Source organism: Microcystis wesenbergii NRERC-220, assembly GCF_032027425.1.
Lineage (GTDB): Bacteria > Cyanobacteriota > Cyanobacteriia > Cyanobacteriales > Microcystaceae > Microcystis > Microcystis wesenbergii_A.
Map to the genome: position 1 here is coordinate 1 of NZ_JAVSJA010000001.1, position 16464 is coordinate 16464.

Sequence of the window (16464 nt, forward strand, 5' to 3'; positions counted from 1 at the left end):
ATTATCTTTAAAAGTTTGTTGGTGGGGTTAGGAGATAGGAGTTAGCAGTCAGGAGCCGGTCGTCAGGAGACAGGAGATTATTTTATTTATTCTCCCCACACCCCACACCCCACACCCCACACCCCACACTCCACTTCCCCACTTCCCCACTTCCCCACTTCCCCACACCCCAACCCCTAACCCCTCATCCCTTCTACTGATAACCAATGCTTCCCACCGTTGAGACTTTAATTATTGCCGTCGAAAAAGCCGACTCAGCTAATGAGTTACTAACCGCCGTGGAAAACTTAGCCGCCGCCAAAAGTGAAGCGGCAATACCCACCCTTACCGATGTCCTGAGATATAATAACCCCGGTGCCTCCGTGGCAGCCGTGGACGGTTTAATCGCCATCGGCAAAGCGGCGGTTCCCTATTTACTAGCCAACCTAGACGGTTATAATTATGGGGCGAGAGCTTGGGCAACCCGCGCCCTAGCAGGAATTGGCGATGTGCGAGGATTGGACTTATTACTTGAGGCGGCGGTGAGTGATTTTTCCTTTAGCGTGCGGCGAGGGGCGGCTAGAGGCTTAGGAAATATAATTTGGTCTGATTTGGAGGAAAGTCGGGTTTCTGAGGCTCAGAAGGCTGTTTTTGCGGCACTGGAGAAACTTTCGCAAGGGGATCCAGAGTGGGTGGTTAGATATGCGGCGATTGTCGGATTGGAGGGGTTAGGAACTGCGGCGGCGGCATTTCGCGGGGCGATTCGGGAACTTTTAGGACAGATTCGGGAGACGGAAGCGGAAATAGTGGTAAGATTGCGCGCCGATCAAGCTCTGGAACACTTACAATAAGCCTAAGTCGAAAGTAGAAAAACTTATTTCTCTACAGGGAGAAACAATTACACTAACATTCTATGAAATATTGGCAGGAAATTTTAGCGATCGCTCAACGAATTTTAGTAGAATTAATCCGGCGCGGGCGTAGCTTAATCCTCTGGGGTATTTTCCCGATCCTTGTCCTGCTCTTAAATGGCTATATTATGGCAGAAAAAGGCAAAATTGAGCTTGCCGAGGCGATGGCTCTGGCTACTCCTCCCACCCTCGTCGGGGCGGCACTTTTCTTTAGTTGTTTGGGGGGAACCGTGGCGACGGTAGTGGCAGAAAGGGAACAACAAACGATTAAACGGTTATTTTTATCGCCTTTAAGCGGTGTTTCCTATTTTATCGGCATTTTTCTCGCCCATTGTGCGATTGCCGCCTGTCAGACAGTTTTAGTTTATTCTATTGCTAAACAGTATGGAGCCACTTTTAAAGGCTCAATTCCTCTAGAATTATTAATTATTTTTCTTAGTATCACCGCCTATGTGGGTTTAGGATTTATCCTCGGTACTCAACTGGCGAAAAGAACAGAAGATGTTAATGCTTTGGTGGGAACTTTTGGGGTTCCTTTATTAATTTTAGGCGGCGTTTTTCTTCCGACTGCTTTATTCCCCGACAATATTCTATCTCTGGCTAAATATAACCCGATCTACCACATGAATGAAGCTTTAATTGCTGTTTGGGCAAAGGGCGAAAATCTGCAAGATATTAGCTCTCATTTTCGCTTTCTCTGTCTTTTTGCTCTAGCTATGGTAGCAGGTGGTTGGCTTACCTATCGACAAATGTTGAACCTTGAACGGCGACTGTAAATCAGTTATCAGTTATCAGTTATCAGTTATCAGTTATCAGTTAGAAAAGGCAAGAGTATTCATTAATTTGTCTTCCCATATCTTCCACTCCCTAATCCTGTCCCCTGTCTCCTGACTCCTGACTATCCTTGTTACTTTATTAAAAATGCTGACTATCAATAATGTCAAAAAGAATTACGGAAGACGCTTAGTATTAGATCAATTAAACTTTCATATTGAAGCGGGGGAAATTTACGGTTTACTCGGTCCCAATGGTGCGGGAAAAACCACCACTATTAACTTAATTTGTAATTTATTAAAACCCTCATCGGGAGAAATTACCTTTAATTATTTGCCAATTTCCAGAGTTACTAAAGAATTAATTGGGGTTGCCCCGCAAGAAAATTTATTGTACAAATCCCTTACTTGTGAGGAAAATCTCAACTTTTTTGCTCAGATTTATGGACTTGATCGTCTCCAGCGTCGTCATCGGATTAAAGCCAGTTTATCGGCAGTAAATTTGCTTGATCGCGCCCGTAGTCCGGTGGAAACTTTAAGCGGTGGAATGCAGCGCCGGATGAATATTGCCGTGGCTATTGTTCATCAGCCAAAATTATTAATTCTCGATGAACCAACTACCGGTTTAGACATCGAATCTCGCTATGAAATTTGGGATTTAATCGGAGAATTACGGCGCCAGGGAATGACAATTTTATTAACTACCCATCTCCTCGATGAAGCACAGCGTCTCTGTCAACGTATCGGGATTTTAAAACAAGGTCGTATTATTGCCGAAGGTAATTTAAATCAGCTGCGTCAGCACATTCCTGCGAAAGAAATTATTATCATGGATACCCGGGATCAAGAAGCGGCCATAAATCGAGGTAAACAATTAGGATTTACTCCCAAATTTTACGGTAAAGATTTAGCTTTTTGGTTAGATGAACATCTAGAATTAAGCGAGATTATTCGGGCATTCGATGGCATTAATATTGATTCTCTCGCCCGTCAGACAATACAGTTAGAACATATTTATATGGAAATTATGAATCAATTTTAACCCCTTTTTTGAAAATTCAGCTTGATGATCGGCATTTTTGCGGTAATTGACCTCAATTAAGCTAAATCGCCGTTTTTTTACCGTCATGATCATCTATAATTTTTAGATAGGTTCTATCTATTAATTGGAGACAAAATCAATGATGAAATTAACCTCTATCCCTGGCTTATTGAGTCTATCGGCGGTATTATTAAGCTCACATCTACCCGCAGCGGCGCAAAATTGTCGGCCACTTTCTTTATTAGGGGGTGAAGGTAGTGAAATTACCAAAACCGTCTCACAACCCACTGTTCCGGGGCCTTTCGGTGTCACGATAACTCGTAATAATTGGAATACCGATTGGGCAGTTCCAGGGGGTAGAAGTTTTCAGAGGTTTATCGTTACGGTTTCTGTCCCCCGGGCTGCCTCCTTTGATATCCGGCTGTTTCTCAAGTATAGCGATCAAACTAACGAGGAATTTTTTAATACTAATGGAGTACGAATCGAACCCGATAAACCCTTAACAATTACTGCCACAGTCCGGGCAAATGATCAACCTTTTCTAGTCAATCTTTTTGTCAATGGTATTCAGCACATCGGTAATACCTACACCGCTTCTGTTGTCGGTTGTGAACGATAAAATATATAGGGTGTGCTGAAAAAGTTTTTCGGTGGGGGCAGGGTGTCGGGTGTGGGGTTTTAAGCTAAGAGATGCTCCCTATAAGTAACAAACTTAATTTTTAACCCATCCCACTTTACCTAAGTAGTCGTGCAAAATAAATTTCCTAGTGAAGAAAGGCAAGAGGCAAGAGGCAAGAGGCAAGGGGGGGTTAGATTTGTGTAATTAATTTTGCTTAGGTACTTATCTAGACATCCCGAGGATTGAGATGGATCATTTCCCAAGTCACATAGGTACCGATCGGACTCCAGATCAGGTAGGGTAAAAGTAGGATGCCTGCCCAAGAAGAAACAGGGAAAACCAATAGCGCCAGAAGACAACCCAAGAAAAAACCCGTACCACCGATAATCGTTCCCGCTTTGAGACTGCGTAGTTTACAGGTGACAGGAGTATAGGCAGTAATAGTCAATTCCACCAACAGATAAAAAGCCATCAAAAACCACTTATTAGCCGGTTGAGCTTCCCAGACTAAATAAGCAGAAATTGCCCCACAAATATAGATAATTGTCCAGATAAGAGGGATTAATCTTTCAAAGGTTAACCAATCGGGACGACGCAAGCGCGCAAACCAACGTACATCGCGAGAATTGAGTAATCCCCCAGCTAACGCGACCAAAAATCCGACGACACCGATAAGCAACCAAGAAGGAATCATGATTTTTAACTATCCTCCGCTAATTTTGGCTTTGTAACCCGATTCAATGAGAATTTGTAGGATTTTTTGGCGATGATCTCCTTGGATCTCAATGGTATTTTCTTTAACTGTACCACCCGTTCCGCAAGCGGTTTTTAACTGTTTTAATAATTTAGTCAGAGTTTCGGTTTGACATTGAAAACCTGTAACTATGGTAACGGTCTTTCCCGCCCGACCAGAGCGGGAGGTTTGTACTCGTAAATTCTGCTGATTCGGGGGTAATTCAGGAATGGAACGTTCAAAAGCTTGAGAATTACTTTGATCTCCCCATTCCTGGTAGGCAATCCGGTTTTTTTCCTGAGATTTACTCATAAGTAGTTGGACAAAATTAAATTCACACTCCAGCCCTGTCAAGGTGGTTTGACCTCAACTATAACAGTTATCTTCCTGGTCAGGTAGGAAGTCTCTGGTTTTAGGCAACGCCAGAACAGTAGCTACTTAACACCCGTTACAACCGATGGCTATTCTGGTTTTGGCCAGTTGGCCGTCGATTGACGATGCCAAATTAGGTTACACTTCATCTTGGGGAGAAAGGCAGATTCGACAAGCTCACTGCAAGCTGTAAAAGTTATCGAAGCAGAAATTCAGCCCTATACCGTAAACACACCGCTAGCCCCTTTTTGACTGTTAACCCCCTTATCTGAGACATTATGGATGCTTTTAGTCCCTTTCCCCCTGACTGGACAGAGAAGGCCGTTCACGCCTACAATTTTTGTTGTCCTTACTGCGGGGCAAAGGCTAAAGAAGCTCAGTCCGTTTGGATCAATCGCCGCGCTCCCGTTTTAGGAGAAGATTCCCGTCGTAAATGGCAGGAATTCTATCATTGTCAATGCGATCGAGTTTGGTGGGCTTGGAGTAGTGATCGACCCGCCGAAAAATAAAAATTCGGAATCGAGAATCGCAAATATGGCCGATGTCTATGTTTCTTGGGATGAATACCATCGTCTGATCGAAAAATTAGCGGTAAAAATCGATCGTTCTGGTTGGCAATTTCATCAGATTGTCTGTTTAGCCAAGGGAGGATTGCGCGTCGGTGACATTCTCTGTCGTCTTTTTCGTCAACCCCTAGCCATTCTCTACGCCGCTTCCTACGGGGGGCAAAATCAGCAAATTCAGGGAGAATTAACTATTTCCTCGAATTTAGCCATGATCGAGACCAAATTGGACAGTCCCTTGTTATTAGTGGATGATTTGGTCGATTCGGGCATCACTCTCCAAAAAACCTCGATTTTGTTACAGGAAAAATACGGGATTACCAATATCAAAACTGCGGTGATCTGGTACAAAGCAGCATCAATAATCAAACCTGACTATTATGTGGAATATTACCCGGATAATCCTTGGATTCATCAACCCTTCGAGCGTTACCAGCTAATTACACCCAAAGACCTCCTCGTATAGTTTATTGAGCAAGCCCTAACTAATCGTGAATTCTTGACCGCAACTATAAAAACTGGCGGTTTTTATTCCCCCAACTGCCAGGTTATCTCTTCACCCGCTCGTAACGGAACCAGTCCGGATTCGGGAAATGGCAATTCATCGGGAATGCGCCAAGGGGTTTTGGTTAATGTGATTTGTTCGGTATTCCGGGGGAGTTGATAAAAATCCGGCCCGTGGCAGCTGGCGAACCCTTCCAGTTGCTCGATCGCATCAACACTCTCAAAGGCTTCTGCGTACAACTCTAGGGCGTGCAGGGCTGAATAACAACCCGCACAGCCACAGGAACTTTCTTTGCTGTGGCGAGAATGGGGCGCGCTATCGGTCCCTAGAAAAAACTTGGCATTGCCCGATGTGGCCGCTTGCAAAAGTGCCAAACGATGATCCTCTCGTTTCAAAATCGGCAGGCAATAAAAATGAGGACGAATGCCACCGGTAAAGAGAATGTTTCGGCTAAATAATAAATGTTGGGGCGTAATTGTGGCGGCGACATTGTTGTTAGCAGATAGAACAAACTTGACCGCATCGGCAGTGGTAATGTGTTCAAAGACGACACGCAGTTTCGGAAATCTTGTTATCAGTGGGATTAAGTGCTTCTCAATGAACACTTTCTCTCGATCGAACACATCAATATCACCATCGGTAACTTCTCCGTGCAGTAGTAGCGGCATATCTACCTGCTCCATCGCTGCCAAAACGCCATCGCACCGACGAAGGTCCGTCACCCCCAAGTCGGAATTAGTTGTTGCACCGGCCGGGTAGTATTTCACCGCTTTGACAAACTGGGAGGCTTTCGCTGCCACGATTTCTTCGGGACGGGTATTATCGGTGAGATAGAGGGTCATCAGTGGCTCGAACTTTTGACCCTCTGGAACTGCTGCCAGAATGCGATCGCGATAGGAGGCAGCATCAGCCACCGAGCGCACTGGGGGCTTTAAATTCGGCATGATAATGGCACGGGCAAACTGACGCACCGTATGGGGGAGAACCGCTTTCATTGCCGCACCATCGCGGAGATGAAGGTGCCAGTCGTCGGGTCGAGTTATTGTGAGTCTTCGCATTGTTCAATCATACTACGGTTAGGGATGCCATCACCAAACACAATAAGCTGCCCGCGTATTTAAATTGCTTGTTGAGATGAGGCAAGAGGCAACAGGCAAGAGGCAACACCCCCCCCAACCCCCCCGATGTCGGGGGGGTTGGGGGGGGAAATTCAGCTAATCTAAGGATAGGCAGTTAAAATGCGTCTTAGCTTAGTTTTAGTTGATTGGAAAGAACCTTTGATTTTAGCGGCGAAATTAATTTGACGGTGACGATAATTCCTCTTGACAAAATCCCAGCACTTGACATATACTTATTTATATAATGGGAATCCGTGCCTGCCTGCGACCCCCTCATTTTCAGGCTAGATAGACTTAGGAAAATTAAATTTTGAGCGCAGGCAGTTCGAGCAACTCACTGACCACGGTGCGCTTCTTTTTGCATGAGTAGAAAACGGGTTTCTCGGAGAAACCCGTTTTCTGTGCGTTACTCAACGGATTTATAATTCCTCTTGACAAAATCCCATCACTTGACATATACTTACTTATAGAATGGGAATCCGTGCCTGCCTGCGACCCCCTCATTTTCAGGCAAGATAGACTTAGGAAAATTAAATTTTGAGCGCAGGCAGTTCGAGCAACTCACTGACCACGATGCGCTTCTACTATTGGTACAATAATATTATTGTCGGGAGCGATTGTATTCGTCCTCTTTAAGGGGGAATAATAATACAATTGAGAATGCAGTCAATCCCCCCAATCTCTATGGTCAATAAACTATACTACGGTGATAACCTAGAAGTGCTGCGGAAATATATCAAAGATGAATCGATCGATCTTTGTTATATCGATCCACCCTTTAATTCTAAACGTAATTACAACCAAATTTATAACAACTTAGGTAAGGAAGATCAAGCACAAGCACAAGCGTTTGTGGATACCTGGACATGGGATAATCACGCTAACGAAGCTTTAGAAGAAATTCAAAGCAACTATCAGGGTAAATTTACCAGTCAGACTATCGATTTAATTGACGGTTTAACCAAAGTTTTAGGTAAAGGCAGTCTTCTCGCTTATCTGGTGAGTATGACTCTGAGGATTGTGGAAATCCATCGAGTTTTAAAATCTACCGGTAGCTTTTATCTCCACTGCGATCCTACTGCTAGTCATTATTTAAAAATAGTTTTAGATGCTATTTTTTGTTCTCAAGGGGGTGATTTTTTCAATGAGATTGTTTGGAAAAGAACTACGGCACACAATGATCCTCAAAGATATGGAAGAATTCAGGATCGTCTGTTTTTTTACAGCAAAACACAGGCTAAGACATTTAATCATATAGATGCCTATCATTCCCAAGAACAATTAGCAAGATATAAATACTCAGACTCTAAAGGTTTATACAGAGCAGAAAACTTAACGGCTCCTCATTTTTCCGAATCACGAACTATAGAATGGCGTGGAGTCCATCCAGGTAATAATAGACAATGGCGGTTTTCTATAGAAAAACTAGAAGAACTATATAGTCAGGGTTATATTTTGTTACAGAAGGATGGCCGGCCTCGAAAAGATGGTCTTAAGCAATATTTATCAGAAACTAAAAGCCCTGTAATTCAAGATATATGGACAGATATTATCTTTGCTCCAACTACAAAAGAACGTCTAGGTTATCCCACGCAAAAACCGGAGGCATTGTTAGAAAGAATAATCAAAGCAAGTAGTAATAAAGGAGATGTAATTTTAGATGCCTATTGTGGGTGTGGAACGACTATCGCTGTAGCAGAGAGATTAGAGAGAAACTGGATTGGAATTGATATAACCTATCAGAGTATTAGCTTAATGTTAAAGCGACTAGAGGACTCCTTTGGTAAAAATGTTTTAGATAAAATTGAACTGAATGGTATTCCCAAAGATCTAGAATCAGCCAAAGCATTAGCCACTAAACCCGATGATCGTACCCGTAAAGAATTTGAGAAATGGGCGGTTTTAACCTATAGTAATAACCGGGCCGTGATTAATGACAAAAAAGGGGCAGATAAAGGAGTCGATGCCATTGCCTATTTTCAGGGAGATAAAGACAATCGGGAGAAAATTATTTTTCAAGTAAAATCCGGTAATGTCAAATCGGGAGACATCAGAGATCTACAGGGAACCATGACACTACAAGGGGCAGCCCTGGGTATATTTATCACCTTGAAACCCCCCAGCAAAGATATGATCCAAACAGCCAAATCTGCGGGAATTTATCGCAGTCGTTATAGGAGTCAAAGTGTCGATAAAATTGAGATTGTGACAGTACAAGAAATCCTTGAACAGAAAAAACGTCTCGATGTTATCCTCACCTTTGAAGTCCTGAAAGCTGCCGAAAAACAAAGGGAAACCCAAGGACAACAAATGAGTTTAGATATACCCTTCCCCGAATAAAAATCCTTTGTTTAAGTAGCTAGGTATTAAGTAGCTGGTTATAATTAAATTGAAGATAGATTTTGGGTTCGATCCCCCCTACCCTCCTTGATAAGGGGGGTGATTTCACGGTTTTGAACACCTAACTACTTAAAAATTGTCAGATGCTCCCCTTAATAAGGGGAGATAGGGTGATAAGTACCTAAGCAAAATTAATTACACATATCTAACCACCTCTTGCCTCTTGCCTCTTGCCTCTTGCCTATCTTCACTAGGAAATTAATTTTGCACGACTACTTAATTTTGTTAAAATATAGGTCAGCCTTAACCTATAATTGAATTAAAAATGTATGATTCTACCTGTAAATTTATCGCCCTTGAATATTCGAGAGACTTGGCCACTTGGTTACTGGGTAAACCCTTAGAATTAACAGAAATTAAACCCTCGGAATTATCCCTAGAACCAATTAGAGCCGATACTTTAATCTTTTTAGAGTCGGAAGAATTAATCTTACATATCGAGTTCCAAACCGACCCTAAAGAAGATATTCCCTATAGAATGCTAGATTATGCCACCAGACTCTATCGACGCTATCCCCATAAACCTATCCATCAAGTGGTTATTTATCTAAGGAAAAGTGACTCCCCCACAGTCCGACAGAATGATTATAAACAAGGGAAAACCTCTCATCAATTTGAAGTGATTAGACTCTGGGAACAACCCTCAGAACCCCTATTAAAGGCCCCCGGACTGTTTCCCTTTGCCATACTCGCTCAAGCGGAGAAACAAGAAAACTTACTGCGGCAAATTGCCCAAGAAATCGAGCAAATCAGCGATAGTCGAGAACAAAGTAATCTGGCTGCATCTACCGCAATTCTAGCCGGGTTAGTATTAAAGAAAGACATCATCCAACGATTATTAAGGAAGGACATCATGAAAGAATCAGTTATCTATCAAGAAATCTGGTCGGAGGGTTTACAAGAGGGACGACAAGAAGGAGAAGCTAACCTAGTTTTACGTCAATTAAATCGGCGGATAGGGGACATTTCCCCCGAATTATTGCCCAATATCCGCAGTCTTGACCTAGAACAGTTAGAAAACTTGGGAGAAGCTTTGTTAGATTTTCAATCACCACAAGATTTAGAACAATGGCTGGAAAATTGCCGAGCCAGTTAGTACAAATCAACTAAATGAGGTCGATCCATTCCCATTTGAAGCAGCAAGCTCTCAACTCCCTTGAGAGTAGTTCACATTTTAATCTATTCCCCGGTAGAGATCGGCGATCGCTAAATCTAGGTTAATACTTGACAGGATCACGCGATCGCCTGTCTCGTAAATAGTCGTTTCCCATATCCCCAGAGAATTACGGCGACGGCATTCCACGCGCTGGATTTCTTGGGAAATTAATACATATTCTTCTAAAGTTTCTATCTGTTGATAATCTTGGAATTTTTCGCCCTTGTCAAAAGCCTTCGTGTTGGGGGAAAGCACTTCCGCAATTAGTTTCGGATAGCGTTTCAGATAACGATCTTGGCGATCGCGAGGATCGCAGGTAACAAAAGCATCGGGATAGTAATAAAACTGATCTTGATAGTTAACCTTGACATTACCCGAGTGAAACCGACAGTCTGTAGAGTCGCCGAAATGTTCGTCAATGACTTTGAGAAAATTGAAGGCAATGCGCTCGTGATTATCCGTACCGCCAGCCATCGCATAAACCAAACCACGTCGGTATTCATGGCGGATCTGGCTCTGGCGCTCGATAGCGAGATATTCTTGGGGACTGATGTAGTTGGGAACCGCAATCATAATCTTTAGGGGGAAGCCTAATCTTAATTATAGTCGGAAGGTTTACGAGAGGGACTTCTGCTGACACTAAGTTAAATTTTGGGCGCACACAGTTCGATAAACCTACTGACCACGATGCGCCCCCACAATAATATTATTGTCGGGAGCGATTGCATTCGTCCTCTTTAAGGGGGAATAATAATACAATTGAGAATGCAGTCAATCCCCCCAATCTCTATGGTCAATAAACTATACTACGGTGATAACCTAGAAGTGCTGCGGAAGTATATCAAAGATGAATCGATCGATCTTTGTTATATCGATCCACCCTTTAATTCTAAACGCAATTACAACCAAATTTATAACAACTTAGGTAAGGAAGATCAAGCACAAGCACAAGCGTTTGTAGATACCTGGACATGGGATAATCACGCTAACGAAGCTTTAGAAGAAATTCAAAGCAATTATCAGGGTAAATTTACCAGTCATACTATTGATTTAATTGACGGTTTAACTAAAGTTTTAGGTAAAGGCAGTCTTCTCGCTTATCTGGTGAGTATGACTCTGAGGATTGTGGAAATCCATCGAGTTTTAAAATCTACTGGTAGCTTTTATCTCCACTGCGATCCTACTGCTAGTCATTATTTAAAAATAGTTTTAGATACTGTTTTTTGCTCTCAGGGTGGTGATTTTAAAAATGAGATTATTTGGTGTTATGGTTCAGGAGGTGCTAGTAAAAATCATTTTTCTAAAAAACATGACGTAATTTTATACTATTCTAAATCAAGTAATAATTTTATTTTTAATGTTGATTTAGTAAGAGAACCTTATTCTTCTCCTGAAAAAGTTGAACATAAAATTATTAAAGGTAAAGCATATCAAAGAAAACATGAATTGGGACGGATTCCTTTTGATTGGTGGACAATACCTATCTTAACTAATACAGCAAAAGAACGGTTAGGATATCCCACACAAAAACCAGAGGCATTGTTAGAAAGAATAATCAAAGCAAGTAGTAATAAAGGAGATGTAATTTTAGATGCCTATTGTGGGTGTGGAACGACTATCGCTGTAGCAGAGAGATTAGAGAGAAACTGGATTGGAATTGATATAAACTATCAAAGTATTAGCTTAATGTTAAAGCGACTAGAGGACTCCTTTGGTAAAAATGTTTTAGATAAAATTGAACTGAATGGTATTCCCAAAGATCTAGAATCAGCCAAAGCATTAGCCACTAAACCCGATGATCGTACCCGCAAAGAATTTGAGAAATGGGCGGTTTTAACCTATAGTAATAACCGGGCCGTGATTAATGACAAAAAAGGGGCAGATAAAGGAGTCGATGCCATTGCCTATTTTCAGGGAGATAAAGACAATCGGGAGAAAATTATTTTTCAAGTAAAATCCGGTAATGTCAAATCGGGAGACATCAGAGATCTACAGGGAACCATGACACTACAAGGGGCAGCCCTGGGTATATTTATCACCTTGAAACCCCCCAGCAAAGATATGATCCAAACAGCCAAATCTGCGGGAATTTATCGCAGTCGTTATAGGAGTCAAAGTGTCGATAAAATTGAGATTGTGACAGTACAAGAAATCCTTGAACAGAAAAAACGTCTCGATGTTATCCTCACCTTTGAAGTCCTGAAAGCTGCCGAAAAACAAAGGGAAACCCAAGGACAACAAATGAGTTTAGATATACCCTTCCCCGAATAAAAATCCTTTGTTTAAGTAGCTAGGTATTAAGTAGCTGGTTATAATTAAATTGAAGATAGATTTTGGGTTCGATCCCCCCTACCCTCCTTGATAAGGGGGGTGATTTCACGGTTTTGAACACCTAACTACTTAAAAATTGTCAGATGCTCCCCTTAATAAGGGGAGATAGGGTGATAAGTACCTAAGCAAAATTAATTACACATATCTAACCACCTCTTGCCTCTTGCCTCTTGCCTCTTGCCTATCTTCACTAGGAAATTAATTTTGCACGACTACTTAATTTTGTTAAAATATAGGTCAGCCTTAACCTATAATTGAATTAAAAATGTATGATTCTACCTGTAAATTTATCGCCCTTGAATATTCGAGAGACTTGGCCACTTGGTTACTGGGTAAACCCTTAGAATTAACAGAAATTAAACCCTCGGAATTATCCCTAGAACCAATTAGAGCCGATACTTTAATCTTTTTAGAGTCGGAAGAATTAATCTTACATATCGAGTTCCAAACCGACCCTAAAGAAGATATTCCCTATAGAATGCTAGATTATGCCACCAGACTCTATCGACGCTATCCCCATAAACCTATCCATCAAGTGGTTATTTATCTAAGGAAAAGTGACTCCCCCACAGTCCGACAGAATGATTATAAACAAGGGAAAAGCTCTCATCAATTTGAAGTGATTAGACTCTGGGAACAACCCTCAGAACCCCTATTAAAGGCCCCCGGACTGTTTCCCTTTGCCATACTTGCTCAAGCTGAGAAACAAGAAAACTTACTGCGGCAAATTGCCCAAGAAATCGAGCAAATCAGCGATAGTCGAGAACAAAGTAATCTGGCTGCATCTACCGCAATTCTAGCCGGGTTAGTATTAAAGAAAGACATCATCCAACGATTATTAAGGAAGGACATCATGAAAGAATCAGTTATCTATCAAGAAATCTGGTCGGAAGGTTTACAAGAGGGACGACAAGAGGGACGACAAGAGGGACGACAAGAGGGACGACAAGAGGGAGAAGCTAACCTAGTTTTACGTCAATTAAATCGGCGTATAGGGGACATTTACCCCGAATTATTGCCCAATATTCGCAGTCTTGACCTAGAACAGTTAGAAAACTTGGGAGAAGCTTTGTTAGATTTTCAGTCACTACAGGATTTAGAACAATGGCTGGAAAATTGCCGAGCCAGTTAGTACAAATCAACTAAATACAGTCCCTCTATTGGTCACATCTTTCCTAACATAAAATTTGACGAAAAGAGAAAAGTGTGCAGGATAGCTCAAGGGGGTTCTACAATACTAAATCCGTTGAGTAACGCACAGAAAACGGGTTTCTCCGAGAAACCCGTTTTCTGCTCATGCACTCATGCAAAAAGGGGAATAAATAATCAGTCTTTAATAACCAGATTTAGTATAAGGATTGTATAAACCAGCGCAAGAGGGCAAAATCTTGATAAACTGAGGGGATAACTATCCCAGACAATCCCCATGACCACTCACTTTATTAGTGCCGAAATCGACCTACAGGAAACCCCGCAACAACTGCAGCAAGAAATCGAAAAAGAATTAGCCAAACGCGGTGAACCCTTGCGTTGGGCAATCACAGAAGTGGATACCGAGAATAATCAAGTCAAAGTCGAAGCGATTGTCACCACTGCCTCGTGAATTCCCGTCCCTATACCGCCGTACTAATTATTCCCACCGGCATCGGGGCTGCGATTGGCGGTTATGCTGGGGATGGCATTCCCGTGGCCAGAGCGATCGCCCAAGTTTGCGATCGCCTAATTACCCATCCCAATGTCCTCAACGGCGCACAACTGTACTGGCCCCTAGCCAACACCTACTATGTGGAGGGTTACGCTTTAGATCGTTTTGCCCGGGGGGATTGGGGATTAAGTCCCGTCCATCAAAATCGCATCGGGTTACTATTCGATCGCGCCATTGAATTTGACCTCTTGCAAAGACACCTTCAGGCTGCCGATGCTGTCCGGGCTACCCTAGGCTTAGATCTGACCGATTACGTTATCACCGATGCCCCCCTAAATGTGCAGTTGCGAGAGGCAGCCTCTGGGGCCAGTTGGGGAACAATTGGCAATCCCGACAGCTTGCTGCGGGGAGCAGAAAAACTGATTAACCAGGGACAGGCAGAAGCGATCGCCATTGTTGCCCGTTTTCCCGACGATCCCGATAGCATTGCCCTGGCTAATTATCGCCATGGTCAGGGGGTGGATCCCCTTGCCGGGGCCGAAGCGGTAATTTCCCATCTGGTGGTGCGACAATTCCAAATACCGGCAGCCCACGCCCCCGCTTTAAGTCCGCTGCCCCTCGATCCGCAACTTTCCCCCAAGGCCGCGGCCGAAGAAATCGGTTATACTTTTTTACCCTGCGTTTTGGTGGGTTTAAGTCGCGCCCCCCAATTGGTCAAGCAGCCCGGTCCCGATGCTATTTGGAGCCGGGAGGTGGACGCGCTGATCGTTCCCGCCAGTGCCTGCGGCTCTAGCACAGTTTTAAGTTTTTGTCAAGAGAAAACTGTACTGATTGCAGTGCAGGAAAACAGTACAAGAATGAAGGTGGCCCCGGAACCCCTAGGGGTGAAAGCAATTAGGGTACACTCATATACAGAGGCGATCGGTGCGATCGTTTGTCAACGGGCAGGGGTTAACCTAGCATCTCTTCGCCCTAATTTAAACTCTTTACGCTGTTTATCCGAGAATCCGTGACTAATTCCCCTAATTCCGAATTTGATCCCCTGACACGCACACAAGTCCTCACCATTATGGCGGTAACGGCGATTATCTTGCTGGTAGTCGCCAAAGTTTGGCAATATTTCGGTGCGATCGCTATTCCCGCCATTCGCTGGACTCTCCCGGATTTCCTGTTCGGATTAGCCTTAGCGGGGGCAATTAGTGGAATTAGTGGGCTTCTATATCGTTTTTGGTCTAGTTATCGCCATAGTGCTAACGCTTACTTAGAATTAGTCATTAAACCTTTAGCATGGCCCGATTTAATTTGGATTGGATTGCTGCCGGGGTTAAGTGAAGAATTATTATTTCGCGGGGTGATTTTGCCAGCTTTGGGCTTAAATATCTTTGGTTTAACCGTTTCTAGTCTGATTTTTGGCATCCTCCATTTTAGCGGTTCCCAACAATGGCCCTATGTTATCTGGGCAACTGTTGTCGGTTTTGCCCTCGGTTATACCATCATCATCACCGGTAATTTATTAATCCCGATCCTCGCTCATATTATCACCAATCTCCTCGCTAGTTTTCTCTGGAAATTACAGCATAGTAATCAGTAATCAGTTATCAGTTATCAGTCATCAGTGGGGAAGTTATCAGTAATCAGATTTGAGTTTTAAGTGAGCAGTATTAAATAGAAGTTTCCTACTGTCTTTTCACTGATTACTGTTTACTGTTCACTGTTCACTGAAAATACTCCCTTCTCCCCAATTCATAATTCATAATTCATAATTCATAATTCCCACTTTCCCATCTCCTATCTCCTGTCTCCTATCTCCCGTCTCCTGTCTCCTGTCTCCTATAAAAAATATGGAAGTACAATTTCGCGAATTTAATCCTTTTGATGTCTGGTTTTGGCTGGAATTTTCGACGGTTCCCTCGAATATGGAACAGCAATATGTAGAAGAAGTTTTTGCCTCTTGGTTTTATTTGGGTAAATTAGGGGCTTTCAATGCCGAAAACCTACAGGTACAGGAGGTGGGAGTCGATATTAGTTATATGGAATACGATCCAGATATGGCCGAAAATGCCTTTATGTCACCGATGCACAATATGACCGATTTTGAATACTTAGGTACTTGGGGACGTTGTTGGTTTGACCTTGGTACTAGCGATCTTATTGCTTTAGATATTTTAATCAATGCCTTGACCCAATTAAGTAAGGATTTTGTCGATATTAAACGTTTAATTATCGGTGGAGAAAATCAAGATTGGACTGTCAGCGATCGCAGTAATTATCTCTTTAGCGAATAATTAGGGTTTACTGAAAAAGTTTCTTGGTGGAG

At 42.8% G+C, this 16464-nt stretch carries 18 protein-coding genes; 14 read left to right on the forward strand and 4 right to left on the reverse strand.

All coding sequences use genetic code 11. The features are described 5' to 3' along the window. Positions 1–206 precede the first annotated feature (206 nt). The 4 genes from cpcF to RAM70_RS00020 all read left to right on the forward strand — a co-directional run bounded on the left by cpcF (position 207) and on the right by RAM70_RS00020 (position 3324). A complete protein-coding gene (cpcF, locus tag RAM70_RS00005) occupies positions 207–830 on the forward strand; it encodes a C-phycocyanin alpha-cysteine-84 phycocyanobilin lyase subunit CpcF (RefSeq protein ID WP_312671921.1) in 624 nt (207 codons plus the stop codon). 62 nt (positions 831–892) lie between these two features. Further along, entirely contained in the window at positions 893–1666 is a 774-nt protein-coding gene (locus tag RAM70_RS00010; RefSeq protein ID WP_002761938.1) for an ABC transporter permease, read from the forward strand. A 145-nt stretch (positions 1667–1811) separates the two neighbouring features. Continuing rightward, a complete protein-coding gene (locus RAM70_RS00015) occupies positions 1812–2705 on the forward strand; it encodes an ABC transporter ATP-binding protein (protein ID WP_045360458.1) in 894 nt (297 codons plus the stop codon). Between the two features lie 139 nt (positions 2706–2844). After that, positions 2845–3324, forward strand: a complete 480-nt coding sequence (locus tag RAM70_RS00020) for a hypothetical protein (protein ID WP_045360456.1) — start codon at positions 2845–2847, stop codon at positions 3322–3324. 226 nt (positions 3325–3550) lie between these two features. Here RAM70_RS00020 and RAM70_RS00025 read toward each other — a convergent pair whose 3' ends face one another. Together RAM70_RS00025 and RAM70_RS00030 are read right to left on the reverse strand one after the other, a co-directional pair. Next, on the reverse strand, positions 3551–4018 hold the full coding sequence (locus tag RAM70_RS00025; RefSeq protein WP_045360454.1) for a TspO/MBR family protein: 468 nt from the start codon (positions 4016–4018) through the stop codon (positions 3551–3553). Between the two features lie 9 nt (positions 4019–4027). Beyond that, positions 4028–4369 (reverse strand): translation initiation factor, encoded by a 342-nt coding sequence (locus RAM70_RS00030; protein ID WP_045360452.1) that lies wholly within the window; start codon positions 4367–4369, stop codon positions 4028–4030. Between the two features lie 338 nt (positions 4370–4707). Between RAM70_RS00030 and RAM70_RS00035 the strand changes: the two genes are divergently transcribed. Next, positions 4708–4938 (forward strand): hypothetical protein, encoded by a 231-nt coding sequence (locus RAM70_RS00035; RefSeq protein WP_190357933.1) that lies wholly within the window; start codon positions 4708–4710, stop codon positions 4936–4938. Positions 4939–4963: 25 nt separating this feature from the next. After that, a complete protein-coding gene (locus RAM70_RS00040) occupies positions 4964–5458 on the forward strand; it encodes a phosphoribosyltransferase (RefSeq protein WP_045360449.1) in 495 nt (164 codons plus the stop codon). 62 nt (positions 5459–5520) lie between these two features. On the opposite strand, the gene pyrC is transcribed toward RAM70_RS00040, so the two are convergent. Continuing rightward, positions 5521–6555, reverse strand: coding sequence for a dihydroorotase (gene pyrC, locus RAM70_RS00045; RefSeq protein WP_045360448.1), 1035 nt, complete (start codon positions 6553–6555; stop codon positions 5521–5523). 744 nt (positions 6556–7299) lie between these two features. Here pyrC and RAM70_RS00050 point away from each other — a divergent pair. Together RAM70_RS00050 and RAM70_RS00055 are read left to right on the forward strand one after the other, a co-directional pair. Further along, positions 7300–8955, forward strand: coding sequence for a DNA methyltransferase (locus RAM70_RS00050; protein WP_045360406.1), 1656 nt, complete (start codon positions 7300–7302; stop codon positions 8953–8955). Between the two features lie 325 nt (positions 8956–9280). Continuing rightward, positions 9281–10111, forward strand: a complete 831-nt coding sequence (locus RAM70_RS00055) for a DUF4351 domain-containing protein (RefSeq protein WP_312671922.1) — start codon at positions 9281–9283, stop codon at positions 10109–10111. A gap of 78 nt (positions 10112–10189) precedes the next feature. On the opposite strand, the gene RAM70_RS00060 is transcribed toward RAM70_RS00055, so the two are convergent. After that, complete coding sequence (locus tag RAM70_RS00060) at positions 10190–10744, reverse strand: Uma2 family endonuclease (protein WP_045360404.1); 555 nt, start codon at positions 10742–10744, stop codon at positions 10190–10192. A 216-nt stretch (positions 10745–10960) separates the two neighbouring features. Here RAM70_RS00060 and RAM70_RS00065 point away from each other — a divergent pair, with 216 nt between their 5' ends. The 6 genes from RAM70_RS00065 to RAM70_RS00090 all read left to right on the forward strand — a co-directional run bounded on the left by RAM70_RS00065 (position 10961) and on the right by RAM70_RS00090 (position 16432). Next, a complete protein-coding gene (locus RAM70_RS00065; RefSeq protein WP_312671923.1) occupies positions 10961–12442 on the forward strand; it encodes a DNA methyltransferase in 1482 nt (493 codons plus the stop codon). Between the two features lie 325 nt (positions 12443–12767). Further along, positions 12768–13634 (forward strand): Rpn family recombination-promoting nuclease/putative transposase, encoded by an 867-nt coding sequence (locus RAM70_RS00070; RefSeq protein WP_312671924.1) that lies wholly within the window; start codon positions 12768–12770, stop codon positions 13632–13634. Positions 13635–13928: 294 nt separating this feature from the next. Next, positions 13929–14105, forward strand: a complete 177-nt coding sequence (locus RAM70_RS00075; protein ID WP_002734354.1) for a DUF8621 family protein — start codon at positions 13929–13931, stop codon at positions 14103–14105. Further along, positions 14102–15160 (forward strand): DUF3326 domain-containing protein, encoded by a 1059-nt coding sequence (locus tag RAM70_RS00080; RefSeq protein WP_045360402.1) that lies wholly within the window; start codon positions 14102–14104, stop codon positions 15158–15160. Before RAM70_RS00075 ends, RAM70_RS00080 begins: the two co-directional genes overlap by 4 nt. Beyond that, complete coding sequence (locus RAM70_RS00085; protein WP_045360401.1) at positions 15157–15738, forward strand: CPBP family intramembrane glutamic endopeptidase; 582 nt, start codon at positions 15157–15159, stop codon at positions 15736–15738. The genes RAM70_RS00080 and RAM70_RS00085 overlap by 4 nt, the downstream gene beginning before the upstream one ends. Before the next feature lie 250 nt (positions 15739–15988). Beyond that, entirely contained in the window at positions 15989–16432 is a 444-nt protein-coding gene (locus RAM70_RS00090) for a DUF3531 family protein (protein ID WP_012264377.1), read from the forward strand. Positions 16433–16464 lie beyond the last annotated feature (32 nt).